Source organism: Rossellomorea aquimaris (genome assembly GCF_008180865.1).
Taxonomy (GTDB): domain Bacteria; phylum Bacillota; class Bacilli; order Bacillales; family Bacillaceae_B; genus Rossellomorea; species Rossellomorea yichunensis.
The window spans coordinates 564,509-584,002 of record NZ_VTEX01000002.1; the positions used below are offsets into that span (position 1 = coordinate 564,509).

19 protein-coding genes are annotated in these 19,494 nt (G+C 39.6%); 3 read left to right on the forward strand and 16 right to left on the reverse strand.

The window, feature by feature from the left end; all coding sequences use genetic code 11:
- Window positions 1-40: 40 nt before the first annotated feature.
- The 5 genes from FZC88_RS10385 to FZC88_RS10405 are packed head-to-tail and all read right to left on the reverse strand — an operon-like array spanning window position 41 to window position 5,814.
- A complete protein-coding gene (locus tag FZC88_RS10385; RefSeq protein WP_148994779.1) occupies window positions 41-1,027 on the reverse strand; it encodes a TAXI family TRAP transporter solute-binding subunit in 987 nt (328 codons plus the stop codon).
- A gap of 13 nt (window positions 1,028-1,040) precedes the next feature.
- A complete protein-coding gene (locus FZC88_RS10390) occupies window positions 1,041-1,697 on the reverse strand; it encodes a 3-oxoacid CoA-transferase subunit B (protein WP_148994780.1) in 657 nt (218 codons plus the stop codon).
- A complete protein-coding gene (locus tag FZC88_RS10395; protein ID WP_148994781.1) occupies window positions 1,684-2,370 on the reverse strand; it encodes a CoA transferase subunit A in 687 nt (228 codons plus the stop codon). The genes FZC88_RS10390 and FZC88_RS10395 overlap by 14 nt, the downstream gene beginning before the upstream one ends.
- Window positions 2,345-3,763, reverse strand: a complete 1,419-nt coding sequence (locus FZC88_RS10400; protein ID WP_148994782.1) for a CoA-binding protein — start codon at window positions 3,761-3,763, stop codon at window positions 2,345-2,347. Before FZC88_RS10400 ends, FZC88_RS10395 begins: the two co-directional genes overlap by 26 nt.
- Window positions 3,760-5,814 (reverse strand): sigma 54-interacting transcriptional regulator, encoded by a 2,055-nt coding sequence (locus FZC88_RS10405; RefSeq protein WP_187443575.1) that lies wholly within the window; start codon window positions 5,812-5,814, stop codon window positions 3,760-3,762. Before FZC88_RS10405 ends, FZC88_RS10400 begins: the two co-directional genes overlap by 4 nt.
- A gap of 374 nt (window positions 5,815-6,188) precedes the next feature.
- Here FZC88_RS10405 and FZC88_RS10410 point away from each other — a divergent pair, with 374 nt between their 5' ends.
- Window positions 6,189-6,377: a hypothetical protein gene (locus FZC88_RS10410; RefSeq protein ID WP_148994783.1), complete on the forward strand. Its 189-nt coding sequence runs from the start codon at window positions 6,189-6,191 to the stop codon at window positions 6,375-6,377.
- A gap of 321 nt (window positions 6,378-6,698) precedes the next feature.
- Window positions 6,699-6,869, forward strand: coding sequence for a hypothetical protein (locus FZC88_RS23980; protein WP_187443576.1), 171 nt, complete (start codon window positions 6,699-6,701; stop codon window positions 6,867-6,869).
- Between the two features lie 112 nt (window positions 6,870-6,981).
- Here FZC88_RS23980 and FZC88_RS23985 read toward each other — a convergent pair whose 3' ends face one another.
- The 8 genes from FZC88_RS23985 to FZC88_RS10445 all read right to left on the reverse strand — a co-directional run bounded on the left by FZC88_RS23985 (window position 6,982) and on the right by FZC88_RS10445 (window position 12,428).
- Window positions 6,982-7,146: a hypothetical protein gene (locus FZC88_RS23985; protein WP_187443577.1), complete on the reverse strand. Its 165-nt coding sequence runs from the start codon at window positions 7,144-7,146 to the stop codon at window positions 6,982-6,984.
- A gap of 135 nt (window positions 7,147-7,281) precedes the next feature.
- Window positions 7,282-7,530 (reverse strand): hypothetical protein, encoded by a 249-nt coding sequence (locus tag FZC88_RS10415; protein ID WP_148994785.1) that lies wholly within the window; start codon window positions 7,528-7,530, stop codon window positions 7,282-7,284.
- A 130-nt stretch (window positions 7,531-7,660) separates the two neighbouring features.
- Window positions 7,661-8,167 (reverse strand): hypothetical protein, encoded by a 507-nt coding sequence (locus tag FZC88_RS10420; protein WP_148994786.1) that lies wholly within the window; start codon window positions 8,165-8,167, stop codon window positions 7,661-7,663.
- A 21-nt stretch (window positions 8,168-8,188) separates the two neighbouring features.
- Window positions 8,189-10,342 carry a DUF1430 domain-containing protein gene (locus tag FZC88_RS10425; RefSeq protein ID WP_148994787.1) on the reverse strand — a complete coding sequence of 718 codons (2,154 nt, stop codon included), beginning with the start codon at window positions 10,340-10,342 and terminating at the stop codon, window positions 8,189-8,191.
- Window positions 10,343-10,354: 12 nt separating this feature from the next.
- Window positions 10,355-10,978 carry a putative bacteriocin export ABC transporter gene (locus tag FZC88_RS10430; protein WP_148994788.1) on the reverse strand — a complete coding sequence of 208 codons (624 nt, stop codon included), beginning with the start codon at window positions 10,976-10,978 and terminating at the stop codon, window positions 10,355-10,357.
- Between the two features lie 63 nt (window positions 10,979-11,041).
- The gene (locus FZC88_RS10435; protein WP_148994789.1) at window positions 11,042-11,323 is read right to left on the reverse strand and encodes a lactococcin 972 family bacteriocin; all 282 of its coding nucleotides are present in this window, start codon (window positions 11,321-11,323) and stop codon (window positions 11,042-11,044) included.
- 102 nt (window positions 11,324-11,425) lie between these two features.
- A complete protein-coding gene (locus FZC88_RS10440) occupies window positions 11,426-12,007 on the reverse strand; it encodes a VanZ family protein (protein WP_148994790.1) in 582 nt (193 codons plus the stop codon).
- Between the two features lie 31 nt (window positions 12,008-12,038).
- Entirely contained in the window at window positions 12,039-12,428 is a 390-nt protein-coding gene (locus tag FZC88_RS10445) for a hypothetical protein (protein WP_148994791.1), read from the reverse strand.
- Window positions 12,429-13,089: 661 nt separating this feature from the next.
- On the opposite strand from FZC88_RS10445, the gene FZC88_RS10450 reads away from it, so the two are divergent.
- A complete protein-coding gene (locus tag FZC88_RS10450; RefSeq protein ID WP_148994793.1) occupies window positions 13,090-13,446 on the forward strand; it encodes a hypothetical protein in 357 nt (118 codons plus the stop codon).
- Between the two features lie 343 nt (window positions 13,447-13,789).
- Here the strand turns inward: FZC88_RS10450 and FZC88_RS10455 are convergent, their stop codons facing one another.
- From FZC88_RS10455 to FZC88_RS10465, 3 genes are all read right to left on the reverse strand, one after another.
- Window positions 13,790-14,281 (reverse strand): LURP-one-related/scramblase family protein, encoded by a 492-nt coding sequence (locus FZC88_RS10455; RefSeq protein WP_148994794.1) that lies wholly within the window; start codon window positions 14,279-14,281, stop codon window positions 13,790-13,792.
- Window positions 14,282-14,477: 196 nt separating this feature from the next.
- Window positions 14,478-14,936: a VOC family protein gene (locus tag FZC88_RS10460; protein WP_148994795.1), complete on the reverse strand. Its 459-nt coding sequence runs from the start codon at window positions 14,934-14,936 to the stop codon at window positions 14,478-14,480.
- 247 nt (window positions 14,937-15,183) lie between these two features.
- Window positions 15,184-19,419, reverse strand: coding sequence for a S8 family serine peptidase (locus FZC88_RS10465; RefSeq protein ID WP_148994796.1), 4,236 nt, complete (start codon window positions 19,417-19,419; stop codon window positions 15,184-15,186).
- Between the last annotated feature and the right edge of the window lie 75 nt (window positions 19,420-19,494).

The following is a 19,494-nucleotide window of genomic DNA, read 5'->3' on the forward strand; positions in this document are numbered from 1 at the left end:
ATTTTCACCTTCTTTTCATGAATATTATTAGGTACATTGCTTATTCAAGAGCCCCGACTTCCTTATAATACTTCTCCGCACCTGGATGAAGCTTTCCTACATTGTTTTTCACTGAATACTCTGCATTAAAGTCTTTCATAATGGGGGATAGAGTTGTCCACGTGTCCTTTTCTTCAACCATCATTTTCGTTAGCTTATAAACTGTCTCTTCGTCCATTAGATCGTCGTTAACTAACAGGACGGTATAGCCCGCAACCGTGTTAACATCTTCTTTCACGTTTGAATACGTTCCGCCTTCAACGGTATACTCCAGGTATCCCTCATTTTTATCATGAAGCCCTTTAACCGTCTCATCATCCAATGGAATCAGACGGATTCCAAGTGTTGTATCAAGTTCTTGGAACGTGGAAACAGGCGCGGAAACCATTCCTACGATTGCATCGATATGACCATCACGAAGAAGGTCTGCTCCATCTGCTGTACCAATGTACTCAATTCCACCAAGATCATCGTAAGACATGTCATTAAGCTCTAAGATATCCATGAAAGCAAGCTCACCGCTATATCCTTTGATTCCAGGGCTCACTTTTTTCCCTTTTAAGTCCTTAACGGATTTGATATCAGAGTCTGCGCGGACAACAATATGGAACACATTAGGGTATAAGGTTGCTACCGTGCTGACATTATCCACTTTTTCTTTAAAAGCGTTCTCTCCCTTTAAAGCCTCTGGAACCGTCTGACCGTTACTGAATCCAAGAGCGAAAGTACCTTGACTTAGACCTAGAAGGTTAGAAACAGAGCCACCTTCTACTACTGTTACAGATGAGTCAGGGTATACTTCACTCATTTTTTCCCCCATAGCACCAGACAATGTATACCAGAACCCGCCGACCGTTGCTGATCCGAACGCCATGTCTTTAGGAGCACCCTCTGGATTTTCTTTTTTTGTGCTTCCTGCTTCATCAGATGAACACGCCGCTAATACCACTAATAAAAAGGCTGCCAATACAATTAAAAATTTTTTCATTATTACATCCCCTTTAATTTGTTTGTATTTTTATCTTTTCTAATAAATAAAATTGAGCATCAGTCATTTCTCGCAACTTCTCCACAGAAACATCGGAAAGGATTTCAACTAGATACATTTTCTCCTCAATGAACTTGAATACAGCATGCTCCGTCACAATCATGTCTGCTTTTCTCACTCCACTGCTTGGGAAAGAAAGCTTTTTTACGATTTTTGAACTTCCCCCTTTAGACAAATGCATGGAAGCAATGATCATACGTTTCGCACCTGCAACTAAGTCCATGGCCCCTCCTACTCCTAGAATGGTTTCGCCTGGTACTGCCCAGTTGGCAACTTCCCCGGTTTGGTCCACCTGCAAAGCACCAAGGACTGCTGTGTCGATATGTCCCCCGCGTATCATCAAGAATGAATCTGAACTGTCAAATAAGGAGGAGCCGATATCCATGGAAACGGGTTTTTTACTCGCACTGATCAAATCCATATCCACGTCTTCACCAGTTGGAGTAGGTCCCATTCCGAGCAGTCCATTTTCCGATTGGAGGTATACTTTTTTGTCTCCGAGATAATCCGGAATAAGTGTGGGGATGCCGACTCCTAAATTTACAATTTCATCTTCGTTTAATTCTTGAGCAACCCTCTTAGCAATTGTGACTCTTTTAGAATGACTCAACGTATCTTCCTCCTTCCTTCACGTAGCGGTTTTGAATGATATAATCCACGTATAAGTGAGGTGTAACGACTTCTTCGGGAGCAAATGACCCTGCTTCGACTATTTCATCCACCTCGGCTATTACAATCTTCGCAGCCGTTGCCATCACTGGATTGAAATTCCTTGCTGTTTTGTCATAAACTAAATTTCCCAGCGTATCTGCCTTCAGTGCCTTGATAATGGCTACATCCCCTTTGATTGCTTTTTCAAAAATGTAGGGTTCACCATCAATCACTTTTTCTTCCTTTCCTTCAGCCAGTTTCGTTCCCACACCTGTCTTCGTATAGAAACCACCGATTCCAGCTCCCCCGCAGCGAATCGCTTCCGCTAATGTCCCCTGGGGAATGAGTTCAATTTCCAATTCACCCTTAGACCAGGCTTTGACTGCGTCCCGGTTTGTCGTGAAGTACGATCCTTTTGCCTTTTTGAGCTTTCCGGCAATTAAAAGTTTCCCGAGGCCTCTCCCTTCCTCTCCCAGGTTATTACTGATGATGGTTAGTTTGTCTTTATCTGAATTCACCAGTTCATCTATCAGGGTCAGTGGGGTCCCGGAAAGGCCAAAACCTCCCACCAACAATGTGTCACCACTATGAATGTGAAGCAGTGCATCATCCAGACTTAATAGTTTCTTCATTATGTTCCTCCCCTTGTTTTTGAGATACCGAGTAGTTCACATAAGCAGAAAATGATTTAATTGCTGTGCTTTCATTAAAGAAGTAGGGTTTCTTTGTCTCCTTCAAAGTGTCTATGGCCAACTCATCGTTGTATCCCTGTGACATAAATATAGGTAGAAATATACAATTACTCTCCCTCATCAACTTTTGGATTTGTCCTGATAATATTTCATTTTGATAGTCTACTTGGAACGGAAACGGAACGATGATATTATCATAATCTCCTGATTCATGAAGTACCTCTAAGCACGATGTCAATTTGGAAAGATCGTCATAAACAATGGTGGTCACATCTAAAGGATTCATAAAGGATTTCTCAATTCCGGTAATGTGAATCATTTGTTGCTGTAAATCTTCAGATAGAGGCGTAAGGTCAATGCCATATTTATCGCATAAGTCCGCTAAGTAAATCGAAGTAGCGCCCGCCCATGAAAAAATGACTGTTCTCCCTCCCTTTGCCTTCTTGTATGAATCGAAAAGCCAGGAAATCGAGACCACCTCATCAATACTCTCTACCTTTATTAACCCTGGATGGTTAACCATATCCCACGGAATCGCATAATCATTATTTCTACCAAGGTGATGCTTCACAGCAATTCTTGAAATTTTCGAATGACCAATCGGGAGTAAGACAACAGGCTTACGTTGAAGATAAGCTTGATGAAGGAGACGGAAAAACCGCTCTTCTTCTGAAATAGATTCAATAATTAACAGAATCGTTTCTGTATCAGGATCATGAATCAAAAACTCAAAGCAGTCATTCATGTTAATATCCATCTCATTACCAGGAGAAAGCCAGTAGGAAAAGCCGAGACCTTTCTCATTCGCATCCAGGACTGCCCTGCCTATACTTCCGCCATGACTGATCAACCCAACAGACCCTTTATGAAAATTCTTAGGTTCAAATCGAGGTGAGAAGGAGATTCCCCAATTCCCAATAAAATGATAAAAACCAGGTGAATTTGGTCCATAAACCCTTGTATCTGTCCCCTTGACGATATTTTTAAGTTCTTCTTCCCTGATGATTCCATCAGGACCGCTTTCAGAAAAACCTGAACTTAGGATGATTACATTCTTAACTTGTTTCTCAACGCATTCTTTTAAAATTTTCGGGGTATGTATAAAAGGAATGATTATACATGCCAGATCAATCTCTTCCTTAATCTCAAGTACGCTTGGATAACAAGCCATTCCTGAAATCGAATCATAATTGGGATTCACCAAATGGATATCCCCAGTGAAATTTGATTTTTGGAGATTGACCATCACACGCCCAGCATTTTGATGAAACCTTTCTGAAGCCCCTATGATGGCAATACTATTAGGAGAAACTATCGACTGTATTGTACTCATGATTTTAAAGGTCCCCCTTCTAATTTTTTTACCTTCCTAACAATTGTGGAGGGGTTTACTTTAAGTACCCGGGCAATGCCCCGATAAGATTTTTCAATTAGAGATGCCTTATAAATCAGTTCTCTTTCAAGCTCTTCTATTGCTTCTTTTAGTGGCAATATTTCATTTACAACGATCGCCTTATTCGTACTCGCTTTTTGCTCATCGATTTTATTGAACATAGAAAGCACATCCTGCTCACTAACCTCATGGTTTGTAGCTGTTACATAAATTCTTTCAACAATATTGACAAGTTCCCTAACATTTCCCGGCCATTTATAGCTACTAAGAACGTGTATGGCTTTCTTAGAAAAACTAAGATGCTTATCATATTTAGAAGCAAACATTCTTGAATACATATCCACCAGAAGTGGTATATCCTCCATTCTCTTTCTTAAAGGAGGAATAGAAATCGGAATTACATTTAGCCGATAAAATAAGTCCTCACGAAAGTTTCCTTCTTGAACCAGTTCTTGCAGATCTTTATTGGTAGCAGCAATGACACGAACATCTATCTTTTTGGGGACCGCCGAACCCACCCGGGTTATTTCCATCTCCTGAAGGACCCGCAATAATTTCACTTGAAGATGGGTAGGGATTTCTCCAATCTCATCGAGAAAAATCGTTCCATTGTTTGCTTGTTCAAACAATCCGGATTTTCCCTTTTTTAAAGCACCCGTAAATGCTCCACCCTCATAACCAAACAGCTCTGATTCCATGAGCGTTTCAGGGATTGCACCACAATTCACCTTAATGAATGGCTGTTCCACCCTCGGACTTGCTTCTTGAATTAACTTGGCTATTTCTTCTTTTCCTACACCAGATTCACCAGTTAAAAGAACCGTGACATCCACTTTCGCTACCTGTTCAACGGTTTCGATCAACCTCTTCATTTCTGATGATTCAGCAATGAAAGACCCCGTTTTCTCAGATAAGTGCAACGTCTCTAACAGTGACTTTGTTTTCTCAAGCTCAGTCCTTAATGCATCAAACTCAGTCATATCCTTAACATAAATGACAATTCTTTCAATCATTTGATTGCTGCTATTTTTAATTGGGTTTGCCGAAATGATTAAAGAATTATTGTTCCCGATACTTGTTTCCATGACATTGTGCTGTTTGCCTTTGGCTACCACCTCACTGACAATCTCTTTAATAAAGGCAGGTGTCTTATTTTCTTTGTCGGAGTCAAGATTAAAAAGATGACAAAAGCTTTGGTTACTTTTAATAATGGTTCCTTCCCCATCTGTAATACAGATTCCATCTGTTGAATTTTCTAGGACACTTTCCTGCTCTCTTAAAAGCTGCTTGACGGATTCCAGCTCATTTGAAACGAATTCTATTTCTGAAATATCCTGAAAGACGCCTACTGCCCCTGTAAGAATTTCACCATTATAAAGTGGTGTTCTGTGCGTTAAATACATTCTTCTTCCCACTCGATATTTTTCTGTGTGACCTTTACCAGTCCGGATCACATTTAATAGTCCACTTGGTGTTACAACATCCGTCAAAAATTCACCAATCGCTTTCTCTTTTGACGTCATGGCCATTTTTTCCGCAGGAGGGTTGATCGATGTGATTTTCCCCTCGAGATCAATCGAGAGAATACCATTATGTGCAGATTTGAAAATCGCGTCCCATCGACTGACTTCTAGTTGAGAAAATCTTGCGAAAGTGGCTAAATACTGATCTTTCGTCAAAAATCCGGAAATCTGTCCGTTCTTATTGGTTACCGGCCAGATTTCGTGATCAGTCTCGGCCAGATTTTTTAATTCATCCATTTCCTTAAGAAAATGAAAGTTCGTTTTATGAATTTCAGATAATGCTCTTTTCTTCTTTAGCATGCCAGTTAAAAGATCATTCTCTGTAAAACATCCCACCAACTCATCCTTAATGTTATAAACCAACCCGCCCTTCACTCGAGATTCTAGTAAACGATTTGCAACAACTTCAATGTAATCGTTTTCAAAATACTTTATAGAAGTACTAGTCATCGCATCTTTCACTAACACTGTGCTCGCTCCCTCTGAGTGATCCACTCATTTATTTCTATTGCAAGAAGTGTGCCAACATTAGAAAGTTCCTAAAATACTGATTATTCTAATGTTTTACAATATTTAAACTATAAAACACATCTCAAAATGTTGCAATATAGCAACAAGTGTTGCGTGAGTGCCATTCTTTCGAAGGAAATAAGGTTGAAAAATAAGAAAAAGACCTTCAAGTCTATTATTCATGAAAAAAACGTTGCGTTTGCGCAACGTTTTTACAACTTTCCTTTTCTATGGATTATATAACTTCGATATATTAACCTCTTACACTATAAAATCCCTCCTGTTCATTGTGATAAGCTGTAGATACTAATTCACAATGAAGAGGTGAACAAATGTTTCAAAAAATACAAACCACACTACTACTAATCATATTAATCATCATGGCCATCGTCGTATTCAGGCAAAACGTATTACTCACTGAGCAAAACCACTTAATCAGCAATCTCGAAGTGAAAATAGAAGATCTGGATGATGCAATTGAGGAACAGATCATACCTGCCCTTGAGGATGAAGAACAATAGGGTAAGGAAGGAAAAGGGATAAACAGACGTCTGCACATTTTCATGCATTTCCCAGACAGTCCAACACAAGTTAGACATACAGGTCTTACCAGAATCAATGTTGATGGAGAAACAGAAGTAAGGTATGATGTGGGATTGGTACATGGAGAAGATGGTTTCACAAGCCTTAGTTACTGCACCAAATACTTCTGGTGAATACGGCCACTTAGAATGGAAATCTAGAGATATTTCTCTTGGATTTAGTATAGATGAGTGCAGGCTTTGGAACTAACGTAGAAAAAGCTTCTCCCGCTTAAACATTTATTAAGGGAGAGATATCAATTGACTAAAGAACTCTTATCAGGCGCATTCGTGTTTATCCTTGGACTATTCATTGTGATAGTGGTAAGTACAGCATCTTCTACTCCCGAACAATCTTATCAGATGGGTATGGTAGCTGCGATTTTATATCTTGCATCTGTCCTTTACGTTTCCTTGAGACAAAGGAAATAATATCACTTGAGTTAGCTCTTTCAAAGTTGGTGCCTGGTCTTCGGGGCGAAAGTCTATAACACAAAGAGTATCAGACACCCTATGGTTAACCATCCCTTTTCCCCTCCTCTCCTTATACCTTCCTCTTATTCGCCATCACCACAATTCCAAGAGAAAGCAGAAATATCGCCCCATAATTAACCGCAATGGGAACAATCGGCTCCTCCATGAACATCCCAGCCATCCCGAGACTTGAGAAAATCACCATTAACAAACATAAGAAACGAATCATTTTCATAGAATACATCCTTTTACCTCTCTAACTTTCCCAAAGCACTTCTCCAATTCCATTCAAACTCACTTTCTAACAAGGTGCATAGGGCGAGGGCTAATGTTTCCTCTTATAAGTCCCAACAGGAAATGTCAATTCATTTCATACTTCTTCACCTTTGTTAAACAAAGATACAACAGCAACTCCAATGAATGAAATGGATAGAATCCATGTAAAACCCGAGTACTCACCCTCAAAGAACTCTCCTATTCCAAACGCTATGAAAGCCATAGCTAAATAGGTTAAAAAGTTAATAACCTTCGTTTTTCTTATCTTCATAACGTGTAAGGGTAACTCCACAATTAGGATGATACCTAAAAGAATTAGTAAAGTTATCATCATATCTCCCACTCTATTAATTCCCCTTCCTAAAGTAATCTTCCGGTAGCTCCTAACCACTCCTTATCGGGACGGTTCTGATTCTTGTTAATGATGTAAAAAGAAGCACGAGAACCGTCCCCGTGCTTCCCTCAACTCTCACTTATTCACTAGATTTACTCTCTTCTTGATCCTTCTTCGCTTCCAGCACTCGTTCCTCAATTTCCTTCAATGCTTCATCATAGTGGTCTTCCCCGGATATCTTTTTTATCGTTTCTTTGTTTTCGTCCGAGATTTCGAAATGATCAATTTCGATTATTTTTCCGTCGTTTATGATGTTTCCGTCATCGTCGAACGAAATCCGGACATTGAAATCAGAGCTGTTGGAGAAATCAGGATTAAGTGTTTCAGGTACGAAGGATGAGCCTGCACCGTTGTCTTGACGAATGTAAATGACATAATACTTGTTCTCCTGAACAGGCACAGGATCACTTGACTCTTCAGGAGGAACAGGGGTGGAATTGGCCGATTGATGTACCGGAGAAGGTAGGCCTTCCTTCACACTCGTATGTTCCTCCTTATCCATTGTAAAGTAGTAGTACACACTTCCAGAAGCTAAGAATATAAAAGCTGCCGTTAAGATGAATACCATGGATTTTCTATTAACCATTTCGTCTCTCCCTTTCTCTCGTTATTGATCAATCAGTACATCCTTTGCTGCGTTCCTTTCTTTTATCATGATTACGATCGTCATCAGCACTACATCTATACAAGCAAGGGAACACGCGATTCCTGTAATGAATGAAGGTGTATGAGCGGCAAAGAATGAAATCATAAGAGATACATTCCAAAACACCAGTATGGATAAATAGACTAGATAATGCTTTTCAAAAAAGGAATATCCAAATATCCATTGGATCGCCAGAGTCTGTTTGTTTATTTCTAAATAATAAATAGAAGAAAAAAACAACAGAACAAAAGCCAAGATTAATAGGAGTAAAGAATAGATCGATGTTAGTTGAATCTCCTCTGTCATTTTCGCCATTTTTAACTCTACAGTCGAATAGGCTACAGATACTGGTTGAAGGATGTCATGAAACTCATACTTCTTTAACGTGTTTTGAGTCCCTTTGAACGGGTCATCATGTTCCTGGACTTTCGTATAGTATCCATACCCGCGGGCCACAGTATTTGCCAAAATTATTGGATCGAAATCGGCGTTTACGATGACAGCAATCGGGTCATCAATCTCATAATGATGATTGGATGCCATTTGCGTAGAATAAGTAAAGTAGGATTGCTCATTCTTTACATAGATGATTTTCGCTTCTACAGGTGCGGGATCTATCAGATTATAGACGCCTTGATAGTCTTGTTCGATCGACTGTTCAATATCCTTTTGATATGTTTTGAATTTTTCGGGCACAAGTACTTGAATTTCACTCTTAGTCGGGGAAGGGATTGTTATAGGATTGCCGTTCGTATCCTTTATTGGATTAACATCTAGATAGTTTCTGTTTATTTCTACTTTTTTCCCTTCCATACCCCATGGATTAGGATTTAACGGGGGATCCGATAAGTCGTCCAGATAGTAATTGGAAGGAGAAATATAAAAAGCTCCCTGAGACTCTAATTCTTTATACAGTGCACGAAAGTTCCTGCCCTTTTCACTATCTTGTTCAAAGTTAAAGACTTCCGTACCTGGATTCGCCACAACCCCCATGTAGGTGTAATCTTTGAGTACAGACCATTTTTGTTGTGATGCGTTGGTACTTTTCAACTCGATAAAAGTGCTCAATCCTTGCTGTAGTCCTAAAATAAGAAAGACAGATAATACTAACCTGACAAAAATATTGATATAGAATACTATTTTTATTGGCTTTTTATTTTTTATCATGTGCGAGATGTTAATATATTTTGTCCCTATCCAAGTCCCAATGAACAATAAAGTCAAGATCAGCACCATGTTTAATACGTTTTCCATCCAGAAAGATAAAAAGGAAACAAATTGTTGAAGTTGATTGTAAAAATATAAAAAGAATGTAAACCCTAAAATGGAGGAAACCAATGAACTTAAAAAGATCTTGCTATATTTCCTTACCAGGAACACTCCGACATGGAAGAAGTTATCTCCGAATAAAAGCCGCACAGCCACAGCTTTAAAATGATTTATCACATCATAGACCAGAGCAAGCATGATTAATAAGGAAAGAACCAAAGCGCATATATACATCATCTTCTGATAAGGGTATTCAGTGAAAATACCTTGCGTTTGTTCTTTGGAGATCTCGACCGGTAATCCGTATTTACCAGCTATTCGTTTAAACTCTTGAGCTTTTTGGTCTCCAATGATGGTGTAAGTTCCGGTTAGATTCCGGGCTTTCTTAGCAGCTGCCAGTGGCCTGATTTCAATCGGATCAAAACTATGGAAGATTTCCATTTGACCGATCTGGTTTCGATCACCGGTCTGTATGGTGGACAGAAATGCATCCGGACCGCTGCCTTTGGTTAAATAATTTCCCTCTGTTAAAGGAATGGATTCAAAATATTTCTCTTCATCATAAAGATAGACGTAGTATACTACTTTATCCTCGTTTTTTTCACTCTTTTCATACGAAACTCTTTGCAGGTTCACCTTTGATTTGAGTGCAATCTCCTCAAGCATTTGGAATTTTTCATCTTTGTCTTTCTGAGGATCACCCTCTTTGATTATGACATTCCAAGCTTCGTCGTTTGTATTGTGTTGATTGAACGACTGGAATTGCAGGAATTCGAATTGTTTCATAGATAGAAAGCTTACTAGTAGAAAAGTGATTGTCAGGAGGAAGTAGAGTAATCGTTTCATGGTGCTCCCCCTTTACAGCTGTATCTTTCTTGAAAACACTTGGGACAAATCTTCATCATGCGTGACCATGATGATGGTTTTTCCGCGGTTATGTAGTTGTTGGAACAGAGAAACAATCCTGTCCCGATTCTCCACATCCAAAGATCCAGTTGGTTCATCCGCTAATATTATGTCCGGGTCCTTCAGAAGTAACCGAGCCAATGCCACCCTTTGTTGTTCACCACCACTTAAGGTATGGATCTTTTCTTTCTCATAGTCTTTAAGACCGACTTCCGTTAAAGCATTTGTCATGGCCTCTCGTTTCTGTTGTTTCGTCATTTTCTTATGTTTAAGGGCGATTTCTAAATTTTCATTTACGGTTGCATTATCAATTAACGCATAGTTCTGGAAGATAAAACCTATATGATTTCTTAATAGGAATCTCTGCGTCTTCTTATTATCCAAACGATGCCCCATGATTTCGACCATCCCTGAATCCGGTTTTTCGAGAGTGCCCATCATATTTAAGAGCGTTGTTTTCCCTTGCCCGCTTTTCCCCATGATCCCGATAAATTCTCCTGATCCCACTTCCAGGTTAAAATCTTTGAATAACGTTTTTCGTTGAAAAGATTTATTCATACGCTCAATCTTGATCATTTCTACTCTCCTTTTCATAAGGAAGGGGAATTATATTCAAACAATATAATTCCCCTTCGCCGTTTACTTAATATATTTGTTAAAAGTAACTTTATATGGACCAGTGTAATCTAAGTAAAAGCGGGACCAATAACCTGGGCTTGCTGTCGGACCAAAATAAGTGATGCCATTTTTAGTCGTTGTCGTATAATGACTATAACTTGAATGGTAATAATGGTTATAATGGCGCATATTCGTTTTGTCATAACCATAATCCCATGTTTCAGCCGCAGAAGCTGCCAAAGGTATAATCGCACTTACTATTAACAATGAAAGTAAAGAAAATGTAATCAGTTTTTTCTTCATTTTATTTCCTCCTCAAATGCCTGAAATCTATTAGTTTTTTGTAATGATAAGCTTTAGATAGTTCCTAAAAGAAACTTAATTTCTCAATTTCTGCCTTGATGATTATTTATGTTCTTTAACAGTATGATTTAGTAACAATTCTGATTTCCCGAGAAAATTAGAAAGTAGAGTGTATACGAACAAGCCTATTACGGTTCCTAACGTATTAGTCATTAAATCGTCAACATCAAAGCTTCTATAATTAAAGCCAAGGAAAAAGCCAGCCATGTATTGTATTAATTCAATACTTAGACTTATGAGAAAGCCGATAACTATAACCTTACCTTTTTTTATGGTCGGGAATAGAATGGGTAACGCCAATCCCAATGGAATAAATAATAGGATGTTTCCTCCGATTTGCTTTAAAGCTATAATTGGATCACCAAAGTTTATCGCGTCTGCTATTGCTTTAAAAGGAATGAAATTATGCTCTACCCCTAAATTGTCCTCTATCATGATTTGGATTAACTCTTTTTGATATGGAAAAGGGAATAGTGTTATAACCACTAGGTTTGAAGCATAAACAGAAAAAATCAACCAATAAACATAATGGAGAACGGATATATATCCTTTTAAATATTTGTAACCCAAAAAAATAGTAAATAAAGAAATGATTATTATAGTAGGATACAACGCATTAAACATACTAGAACTCCAACCTCTCAAAATCTAAAACTTAATAATCTAAAGTTCCTGAACCCTTTATTCTAAGTCCATTATAATTTTTCCATAATTCATAAGTGTACGTATGACCTTTGACTACTGCAGTATCAGTATCTCCGTAAGGTGACCCGGTACTAGATTTCTCATAACCTAATCTAGTGATCAAAACGCTTGAACCGCCTTTTTTTTCATAAACATGTATAGTGAAATAGTTATCTCCACCCCAACTAGTCATATTGATTGTACCCGTTACACTTTCTTTTGTAGAAGTATATGTACCAATTGTAAGTTGGTGGGTCATATCAAATGTAAAATTCTTTAAAGCAGCTTGAGCAGCTATTGGTGTCATCATAATAGCAGTTATTATCACCACTCCAAATACCTTTGTTAATTTCTTTTTCATTTTCCAGACATCCTCTTAAAACGTAAATTTTACCATTTGCGCAAACAGCAAATTTATTATCCTGCTAAAACAAAATTTAATCAACACATTTTTACATTTCAGTAAAAATATACTACTAAACTATATTTTCTGGGCATTTTCACCTAAAGCAACATAAGTCTCTCCAATAAAAATAGACTGACAGGCTAGGTGATATACCCAAGCACGGTGACGGTTCTGGAGCTTCCTAATAATGTCTAACTTGCAACTGGGACAGTGAACCCGTCCCTCCGTTCCGTCTTGACTAACCCCGGTTCCCCCAAGCCTTCAACAACCACCCTAAAAAAGGGAAGAATGAAATTTAAGGATTATTTAAGATTGATTACAAAGGAAAAAAATGTATAGTATGTTAAAATCATTCTCGTTGAAAAAATATTTTTAATAGGGGAAAATGAAAAAATTGTATGGTGAATATAAACTTATTAAATATTAATAAGTTTAAGAAAGGGGATAACTGTCTATGAAATCTAATTTCAAAGACTGGGCATAAATATTAATTACATAGGGGTAGTTTGTAAAATGAAAAAGACACTTATTTTAGGAGCAACAACAATATTAACTTTAAGATTCTCAAAATCAAGTAGAGGTTTTAGAAGGGGCTTTTAAAGAAGTTAATAGGCAAGTGGCAAATGGACAAGTAGTAGTTAATGACGATTTATCAATCGCTAATAAATCTAATTTCCAAGCATCTTTTGCTGCTGCTAGTAAAGGCTATACTTCTAAAACTTATTGGTGGGAAGTAAGAGCTACATATAGTAATTCACAAGCTAAAACAGCAATTAAGCAATTGCAAGACGCTGCAGATCATGAACAATTCCTTTTGGCTTCCTTATTCTGGTTACCTCCTGTGGCTGGTATCGGAGGTATCATAGGGGCATACTGTCAAAAACTAGAGAAAACCATGAAATCGCATAATAAAGGTAAAGGTGTTATTCTTGATATGACTTGGGCTTTGACATATAAATGTAAGTCTAGATAAATAAAATTTAAAAATCGGCGGTGAGAGTATGTCGGATAATATATATCTATTAATTTTTATAGTTTTAACAGTTATCTATATATATTTATTTTATTCTAATAAAATTAAATTTAGAATGGTATATGCTCTACTATACCTAGTTGTATTATTAGGGTTTTTTCGCCTATACATGAATTGATATCCTATAAAAGGGTTGCAGTCTTATTATTTACTTAATTATTGAAAGAACACTTACTATTTATCTGGGATTAGTGAAGTTAGTCTATCAATTATACGGGGACGTATTCGAGGCTTCATCATATGAAGCCTCGAATACGTCCCCGTGCTGTTCCATTTTACACTCTCAGTTAACCGAAGAAGCAGCCGCTTCATCCGCCTTCACACAATCAATCGCAATAACAAGAGCAATCATCATCGTCTCCATCTCTTCATTCATTACTTTCACCCTGTAACTGTCGCCCCAAGTGAACCACTCCTTGCCCACTTCGCCTACAACCTCGCCATGCTGCAATATTTGAAAATCCATATCCCACCAATTCCCCTGCACTTCAATGCCTGCCGCATCAATCGTATAGCGAGCTTTCAGAATGGAGAATTCCTTCTTGATCGTCAATACCTCTTGACCATTCACCTCAACAAAAAACTTCGGTAAAAAGCTGAACGTCTTCTTCGTAATAAGGGCCACTTCATCCCTGCTTGTATTCATTATGGAGAAAGTCTTCGGAACCTTCATAAAGCTTCCCTCCACATAATATCGGTCCTTCTCCTCTTGATCCTTTACCGTGAATTTCCCGCTAAGGCTGAATACTTTTTGCTTGATATAAAGCTGATTCATGATTTTGCCTCCCACTTTTGAGTCTTTATTTTATTTACGTTTGAGGTGGGATTTAGTTCCAAAGGGATGCCATCATTTTTTTACTCAACAATCTGCAGCGAATTCTTGAGGGATGCTGCCTCAGAATAGAAGCACGGGGACGGTTCTCCCGCTTCCAATTCATCAAAAAAAGAAGCAAAGGAACCTTCCCCGTGCTTTACTTCCTCCTATCCATCCACTCCTCAAGCGTCATCATCTCAAACTCTTCTTGATGATCCAATCGCAATGGAGCGATGAATTCAAGTGAATTTCCGTCGGGATCATCGAAATACAGACAAGCATGGGCCTGTGGATTGTTGGGAAGGACGATCGGCTGCCGTTCTGCTGAAAACCCGAACGCTTCCCGCACCTCGACTTCTCTTTCTTTTAACCATTCCTTCGCCTTAATGATATCCTCCACTTCGACATGAAAGGCAATATGCCGGATGGAAGCATGATACGGGATGTTCACCTCATCCGCCTCCCACAACCCAAGCCAGCTTCTCCCTTTCTCAATCCAGACAAAGGAAACCTTCCCGCTCTCATAAGCCAGCTCCAAACCAAGCTTCTGATAAAATTCGATGGACTGTCTCATATCACTTACAGGTAAATGAGCTTCATATAATCCTTTAATCATGGTGGTACCTCCTTTTTTCCTTCATTTTAGTATCCTGCCAAAAAGAATGGCTCCGAAATTCGTTTGAAATGTTTCTAAGACTTTTGATTGAGACCATAGGGACAGGTCCCTTGGCTCCCCATTTTTAACAACCAAGGGACCAATCTTTTCAAAGGGAGAATCGGGAGGAACATGTGGGGCGGTTCTTCTGCCTTCCTTTTAATCGAAAAAAGAAGCAAGGGAACCGTCCCCTTGCTTCTTTAGCTTTCTAGCTTTCTAATTCCTTCTTCACTTTTTCCAGCGTCTTATTTTTGTATTTCGTTTTTGCTTTCGGTGCACGTGGATCGGTAGGATTTTGTAGGCCATAGTTTGTTTCGATGAATTTGAAATCGTTCATATCAACTATACCATCAAAGTTGATATCCGCATCACGGTGATCCGTTCCCCAGTATGTTTGCATATAGATGGCGTCCATGATATCAATGACCTGGTCACCGTTGACATCGCCTGCTATCATCTGAGGAAAGCCCTCGGTGTCAAATTCGCCTCGGATCTTATCCCCGATTTGCTTAAAGACCGTGAATGGGTTGCTATATTTAAAGTGCCCCGGTACATGGATGGAGTAGGTGAATTCTTCGTCTGTAATCGGCAATTTAACATAAAGTCTTGGATATTCAGCAATCCCGTTATTCTCCATGACAATCGTTCCGTCGTACTGATTGTTGGAATCATCTGTTGCATACCCATCAATCCCTGCTTTGGTAAAATCATTCCCAAACGGAATTCCCTCTGCAAAAACAGGAACTTTCACCTGTGAAAAAGACGGGTCAACATAGGATTCCACAGCTACACTAGGAAGAGAGACTTCAGTGCCTTCCCCATTCGTATAGGTAGACGTTATATTTTGTAATTGTAGGACACCCTCATAGTATTTTTCATCTTTCACTTTCACTTTTACATTCACAGCAGGGGTGGTGCCGGTTAGACTCTCTGGATTGTTTATGTCCAAATGAATCGTTTGTTTTCTCGTTCCCGCTCCATTTGCAGTATCCTCATGATTCATCTGAACGCTTGCCTTTTTCTCCAATTCCGGATGGACGGTTACACTTTCTATCTCAAAATGGTCACTCAAATAATCAAAGGTAAAGGTTTGATCTTTGATTCCTGAGGTATTATTCATTTTGATCGTATAGGTGACAGTCTCTCCCATTGTCGGGTTAATTTTATCCGGTGTCGCATCCACATATGGTGTTCCTTTCTTGACGAAGTAGGTGGCATGTGCGTTTGGATAATTCACCGCACTCGATATTCCGACACCGAAGAATCGAACCGGTAGAATCGGAAGGGAATCATCAAGCGGCAGATTAGCTGCAAATGTTCCATCCGGATTAAGTGGAACGTCTCCATTTGGCGCATATTTAGCAGTAGTGATGTATTGGTTGTACTTTGGAACTTCTTTATTGTAGTATAGTACAACTTCGTTGGAAGCCTGGTTAACATCGAACCCATACTTCTTCATGTGGTCGATGTTTTCTTCATGGATGCTCCCCTCTACCCGAACGGATTTCTGTCCTTCTTCATATTCATAGACACCATGTGGCAGGGAGGTGATAGAGAATTCAGGGGCAGAATTATCAACAAACACATATTGATCTTTGGTAAATGTGTTCCCCTGATCGTCTGTAGCAACGGCCCTTAGTGTATAATTTCCATGTTTAACGAACTGAGCCACCACATTCGAGAATTGAGATTGCAAGTATTCAGGATCCGTTGAAAACGGCTCTTTCTGATCACCAATGAATGGTAAGTAAAACCCTGTATTCAATACCAAATTACCGTTATTTGGTTTTACATTCAATCCACTGACGAACCCACCATGACCGACTATATCTTCTGTTTCAGGATCTACGTACAAGAAATCCACACGTTTAATATGACCTTTCACCTGATAGTTCATCATAAGATAATTCTTCATAAAGGGATTGACATCTGAATACCCCACTGACGCCATCGTTTGGCCGGATACAATGTCAAACTTCTCAAATTTATTTTCTTCATATGTTACACCGAAAGGGATTTGGTACGTTTCAGAAGGATCTTCTATATTTGTATAGGTGACATAACTTTCGTATGTCCCCTTTTCTGCTGTCTTTGGTATAGAAAGAAAAACAGACGTATTTTTACTTTTGTTCCCTTTTACAGTGATGGTATCAGTGGTTGTGACGTTTACTCCATTTTTTTCTGCGTCTTTGGATTCACTCAATCCTGTTTGGAATTGTACCGTCACATCAAATGTTTTATCCTTTTTCCCATTGTTGGTAAGCTTTACAGAACGTTTATCCAACATGTGATCCCCGGTGTAAACCACCCGGCCGAAACTAAGACCTCCTGTTTCTTCATCGATCGTCTCGGTTTCCCCGTTTTCAATCAGTTGAGTTTCATCTGTTACTGTGATTTCCATTGTTGAATGAATGGCTTCATACGGATCCACCCGCCCTGCCCCCTGCTCAAATACGCTGTAAGGCTTGCTTAATGGATCTGCTGTGTTCATCAGGATCGTTTTAATGTCGGACGGACTCAAATCAGGATTCGATCCAATTAACAGTGCCGATATACCTGCTACTACCGGAGCCGACATGGAGGTACCGGAGAATCGTTGATACGCGTATTGATAATCGTCCCCATTATCCCCGTTCACTACATCTGATGGAACGGTGGACATCATAGAGACCCCAGGTGCTGTCACTTCGGGTTTTATATCGTAATTTGTACGGGATGGTCCCCGCGAACTGAATTCTGCCAGCGTATCACCTTGTGTTTTCTCTTCTTTCATTTCTCCAAATGTAAAGTCATTCTCACCAGACTCAAGCTTTTCTTTTAGAGCCAATCCTTCTTCATTATTTAGTGAAAAAGTGGGAATGTATTCCCGTCCTTCAGCAAAATACGCAGGGATATGGCCTTCTTCCGGATTATCATTGAATAGGAGCACGGCAGCTGCACCAAGTTCCTTTGCAGCCAGGATCTTATTCACTAGTGGAATGCTTTGCCCTCTGCTTATAAGGGCAATCTTGCCTTCCAGATCCTTGCCTGTGAAATCCGCTTCCGCTCCCATACCTGCATAAACAATTGGAAGGGTATCTTTCTCTAGCTGGTCAAGATCATCCCCGTATCCTATCGCCATGAGACGCAAGTCTACAGACAATGCATCCAATGATCCTGTTGACGTAGAGAGAGTCACTGGTACATCGTTCGCCCCTACCGTGAGCGCCAGTGCAGCGGCACTCGGAGTACCCAGCGTATACATGGCATTCCCTGAATTCCCGGCAGAAAGCACCATCGTTACCCCGCTTAATACGGCATGGTTCACAGCCATACTCACAGGGTTCATTGGATCATTCAGGGCACCGCTGAGTGACAGGTTCATCACATCCATGCCGTCCTCAATCCCTTGTTCTATCCCTGCCATGACATTTTCAAACGTTCCAGATCCATATGGTCCTAAAACACGGTACGCATGCAATTCAGCATCGGGTGCAATCCCTTTTGTGGCGAATTTACTCTGATTCGTCCCTTGACCGGCAACCGTCCCTGACACATGCGTCCCATGACTTGTATAATAGACTCTGCCACCCGAAACTTCCGGCCTTCCTGAATCCTTCCAATCCTCATAGGTCGTTTCCATTGGATCTTCATCATTATCGACAAAGTCATATCCACCTTTATAAGCGGCTTTCAAATCAGGATGGTTATAGTCGATACCTGTATCAAGCACACCTACTTTAATGCCTTTTCCTGTGAAGCCTTCTTCATGGAGCTTGTCCACTTGTAAGTAGGAACGTTCATCTGACATGCCGATTCCACTGTGTTCAGCATCGATATCTTTCGTTTGAACAAGTGGTTCTACTTGAACGTCAGCATCACTGTACACAGCATTAACGGCATTGGATTGTAATAATGCTTTCGCTTGATTGGCTGGGAGTTTCATAGATACACCGTTAAAGGCTGTTTTATACGATCGTTTTACTATGTATCCAGCGTTTTTGCCCTTCCCTTTTCCATCCAATATCTTATCTAAGTCTTTATTAAACGCATCATGTTCCTTCTCGACTTGAGCTTTGGCTTGTGCTTCAGACAAGTCTTTTCCTTCTGCTTTGGCTTTTATGACTGCCACTTTGGACGGACTCTGTTTAAACTCAACGATAACAGAAATTTCTTCCGTACTATCCGGATCAATCTCCGGTGCCAGATGCAAACCTGTTTGATTGATCGATTGCAGCTTTACAAGGGCTTCCCTTTGTTCTGGAGACAATTCTTGAAGTGCCTGCTCAGTGGGTGAAGAACCTGATTGAGCCTCTACCTTCACCGAGTCTTGGATTAAAACGTCCGGTGTCTTAGAAGCAGCCTGTGCTTCTGAAGGCAGACCAGAATACGATACTGGTAGACTTCCAGAAATGAGCCCTGCTCCTAACGCAATGATGGTCGCTTTTTGCAGCTTTTTTTTCATTCCGTGTTTTCTCTCCCCTATCAAACTATATTTTCACTAACCGTTCATCTTAAATTATTTCCGTTATTCTGTTAT

Excerpts from the sequence above, each read along its gene's own strand:
- FZC88_RS10385 (WP_148994779.1), bottom strand. The coding sequence starts at position 1,027 with ATGAAAAAATTTTTAATTGTATTGGCAGCCTTTTTATTAGTGGTATTA.
- FZC88_RS10395 (WP_148994781.1), bottom strand. The coding sequence starts at position 2,370 with ATGAAGAAACTATTAAGTCTGGATGATGCACTGCTTCACATTCATAGT.
- FZC88_RS10400 (WP_148994782.1), bottom strand. The coding sequence starts at position 3,763 with ATGAGTACAATACAGTCGATAGTTTCTCCTAATAGTATTGCCATCATA.
- FZC88_RS10410 (WP_148994783.1), top strand. The coding sequence starts at position 6,189 with ATGTTTCAAAAAATACAAACCACACTACTACTAATCATATTAATCATC.
- FZC88_RS23985 (WP_187443577.1), bottom strand. The coding sequence starts at position 7,146 with ATGAAAATGATTCGTTTCTTATGTTTGTTAATGGTGATTTTCTCAAGT.
- FZC88_RS10420 (WP_148994786.1), bottom strand. The coding sequence starts at position 8,167 with ATGGTTAATAGAAAATCCATGGTATTCATCTTAACGGCAGCTTTTATA.
- FZC88_RS10425 (WP_148994787.1), bottom strand. The coding sequence starts at position 10,342 with ATGAAACGATTACTCTACTTCCTCCTGACAATCACTTTTCTACTAGTA.
- FZC88_RS10430 (WP_148994788.1), bottom strand. The coding sequence starts at position 10,978 with ATGATCAAGATTGAGCGTATGAATAAATCTTTTCAACGAAAAACGTTA.
- FZC88_RS10435 (WP_148994789.1), bottom strand. The coding sequence starts at position 11,323 with ATGAAGAAAAAACTGATTACATTTTCTTTACTTTCATTGTTAATAGTA.
- FZC88_RS10440 (WP_148994790.1), bottom strand. The coding sequence starts at position 12,007 with ATGTTTAATGCGTTGTATCCTACTATAATAATCATTTCTTTATTTACT.
- FZC88_RS10445 (WP_148994791.1), bottom strand. The coding sequence starts at position 12,428 with ATGAAAAAGAAATTAACAAAGGTATTTGGAGTGGTGATAATAACTGCT.
- FZC88_RS10455 (WP_148994794.1), bottom strand. The coding sequence starts at position 14,281 with ATGAATCAGCTTTATATCAAGCAAAAAGTATTCAGCCTTAGCGGGAAA.
- FZC88_RS10460 (WP_148994795.1), bottom strand. The coding sequence starts at position 14,936 with ATGATTAAAGGATTATATGAAGCTCATTTACCTGTAAGTGATATGAGA.
- FZC88_RS10465 (WP_148994796.1), bottom strand. The coding sequence starts at position 19,419 with ATGAAAAAAAAGCTGCAAAAAGCGACCATCATTGCGTTAGGAGCAGGG.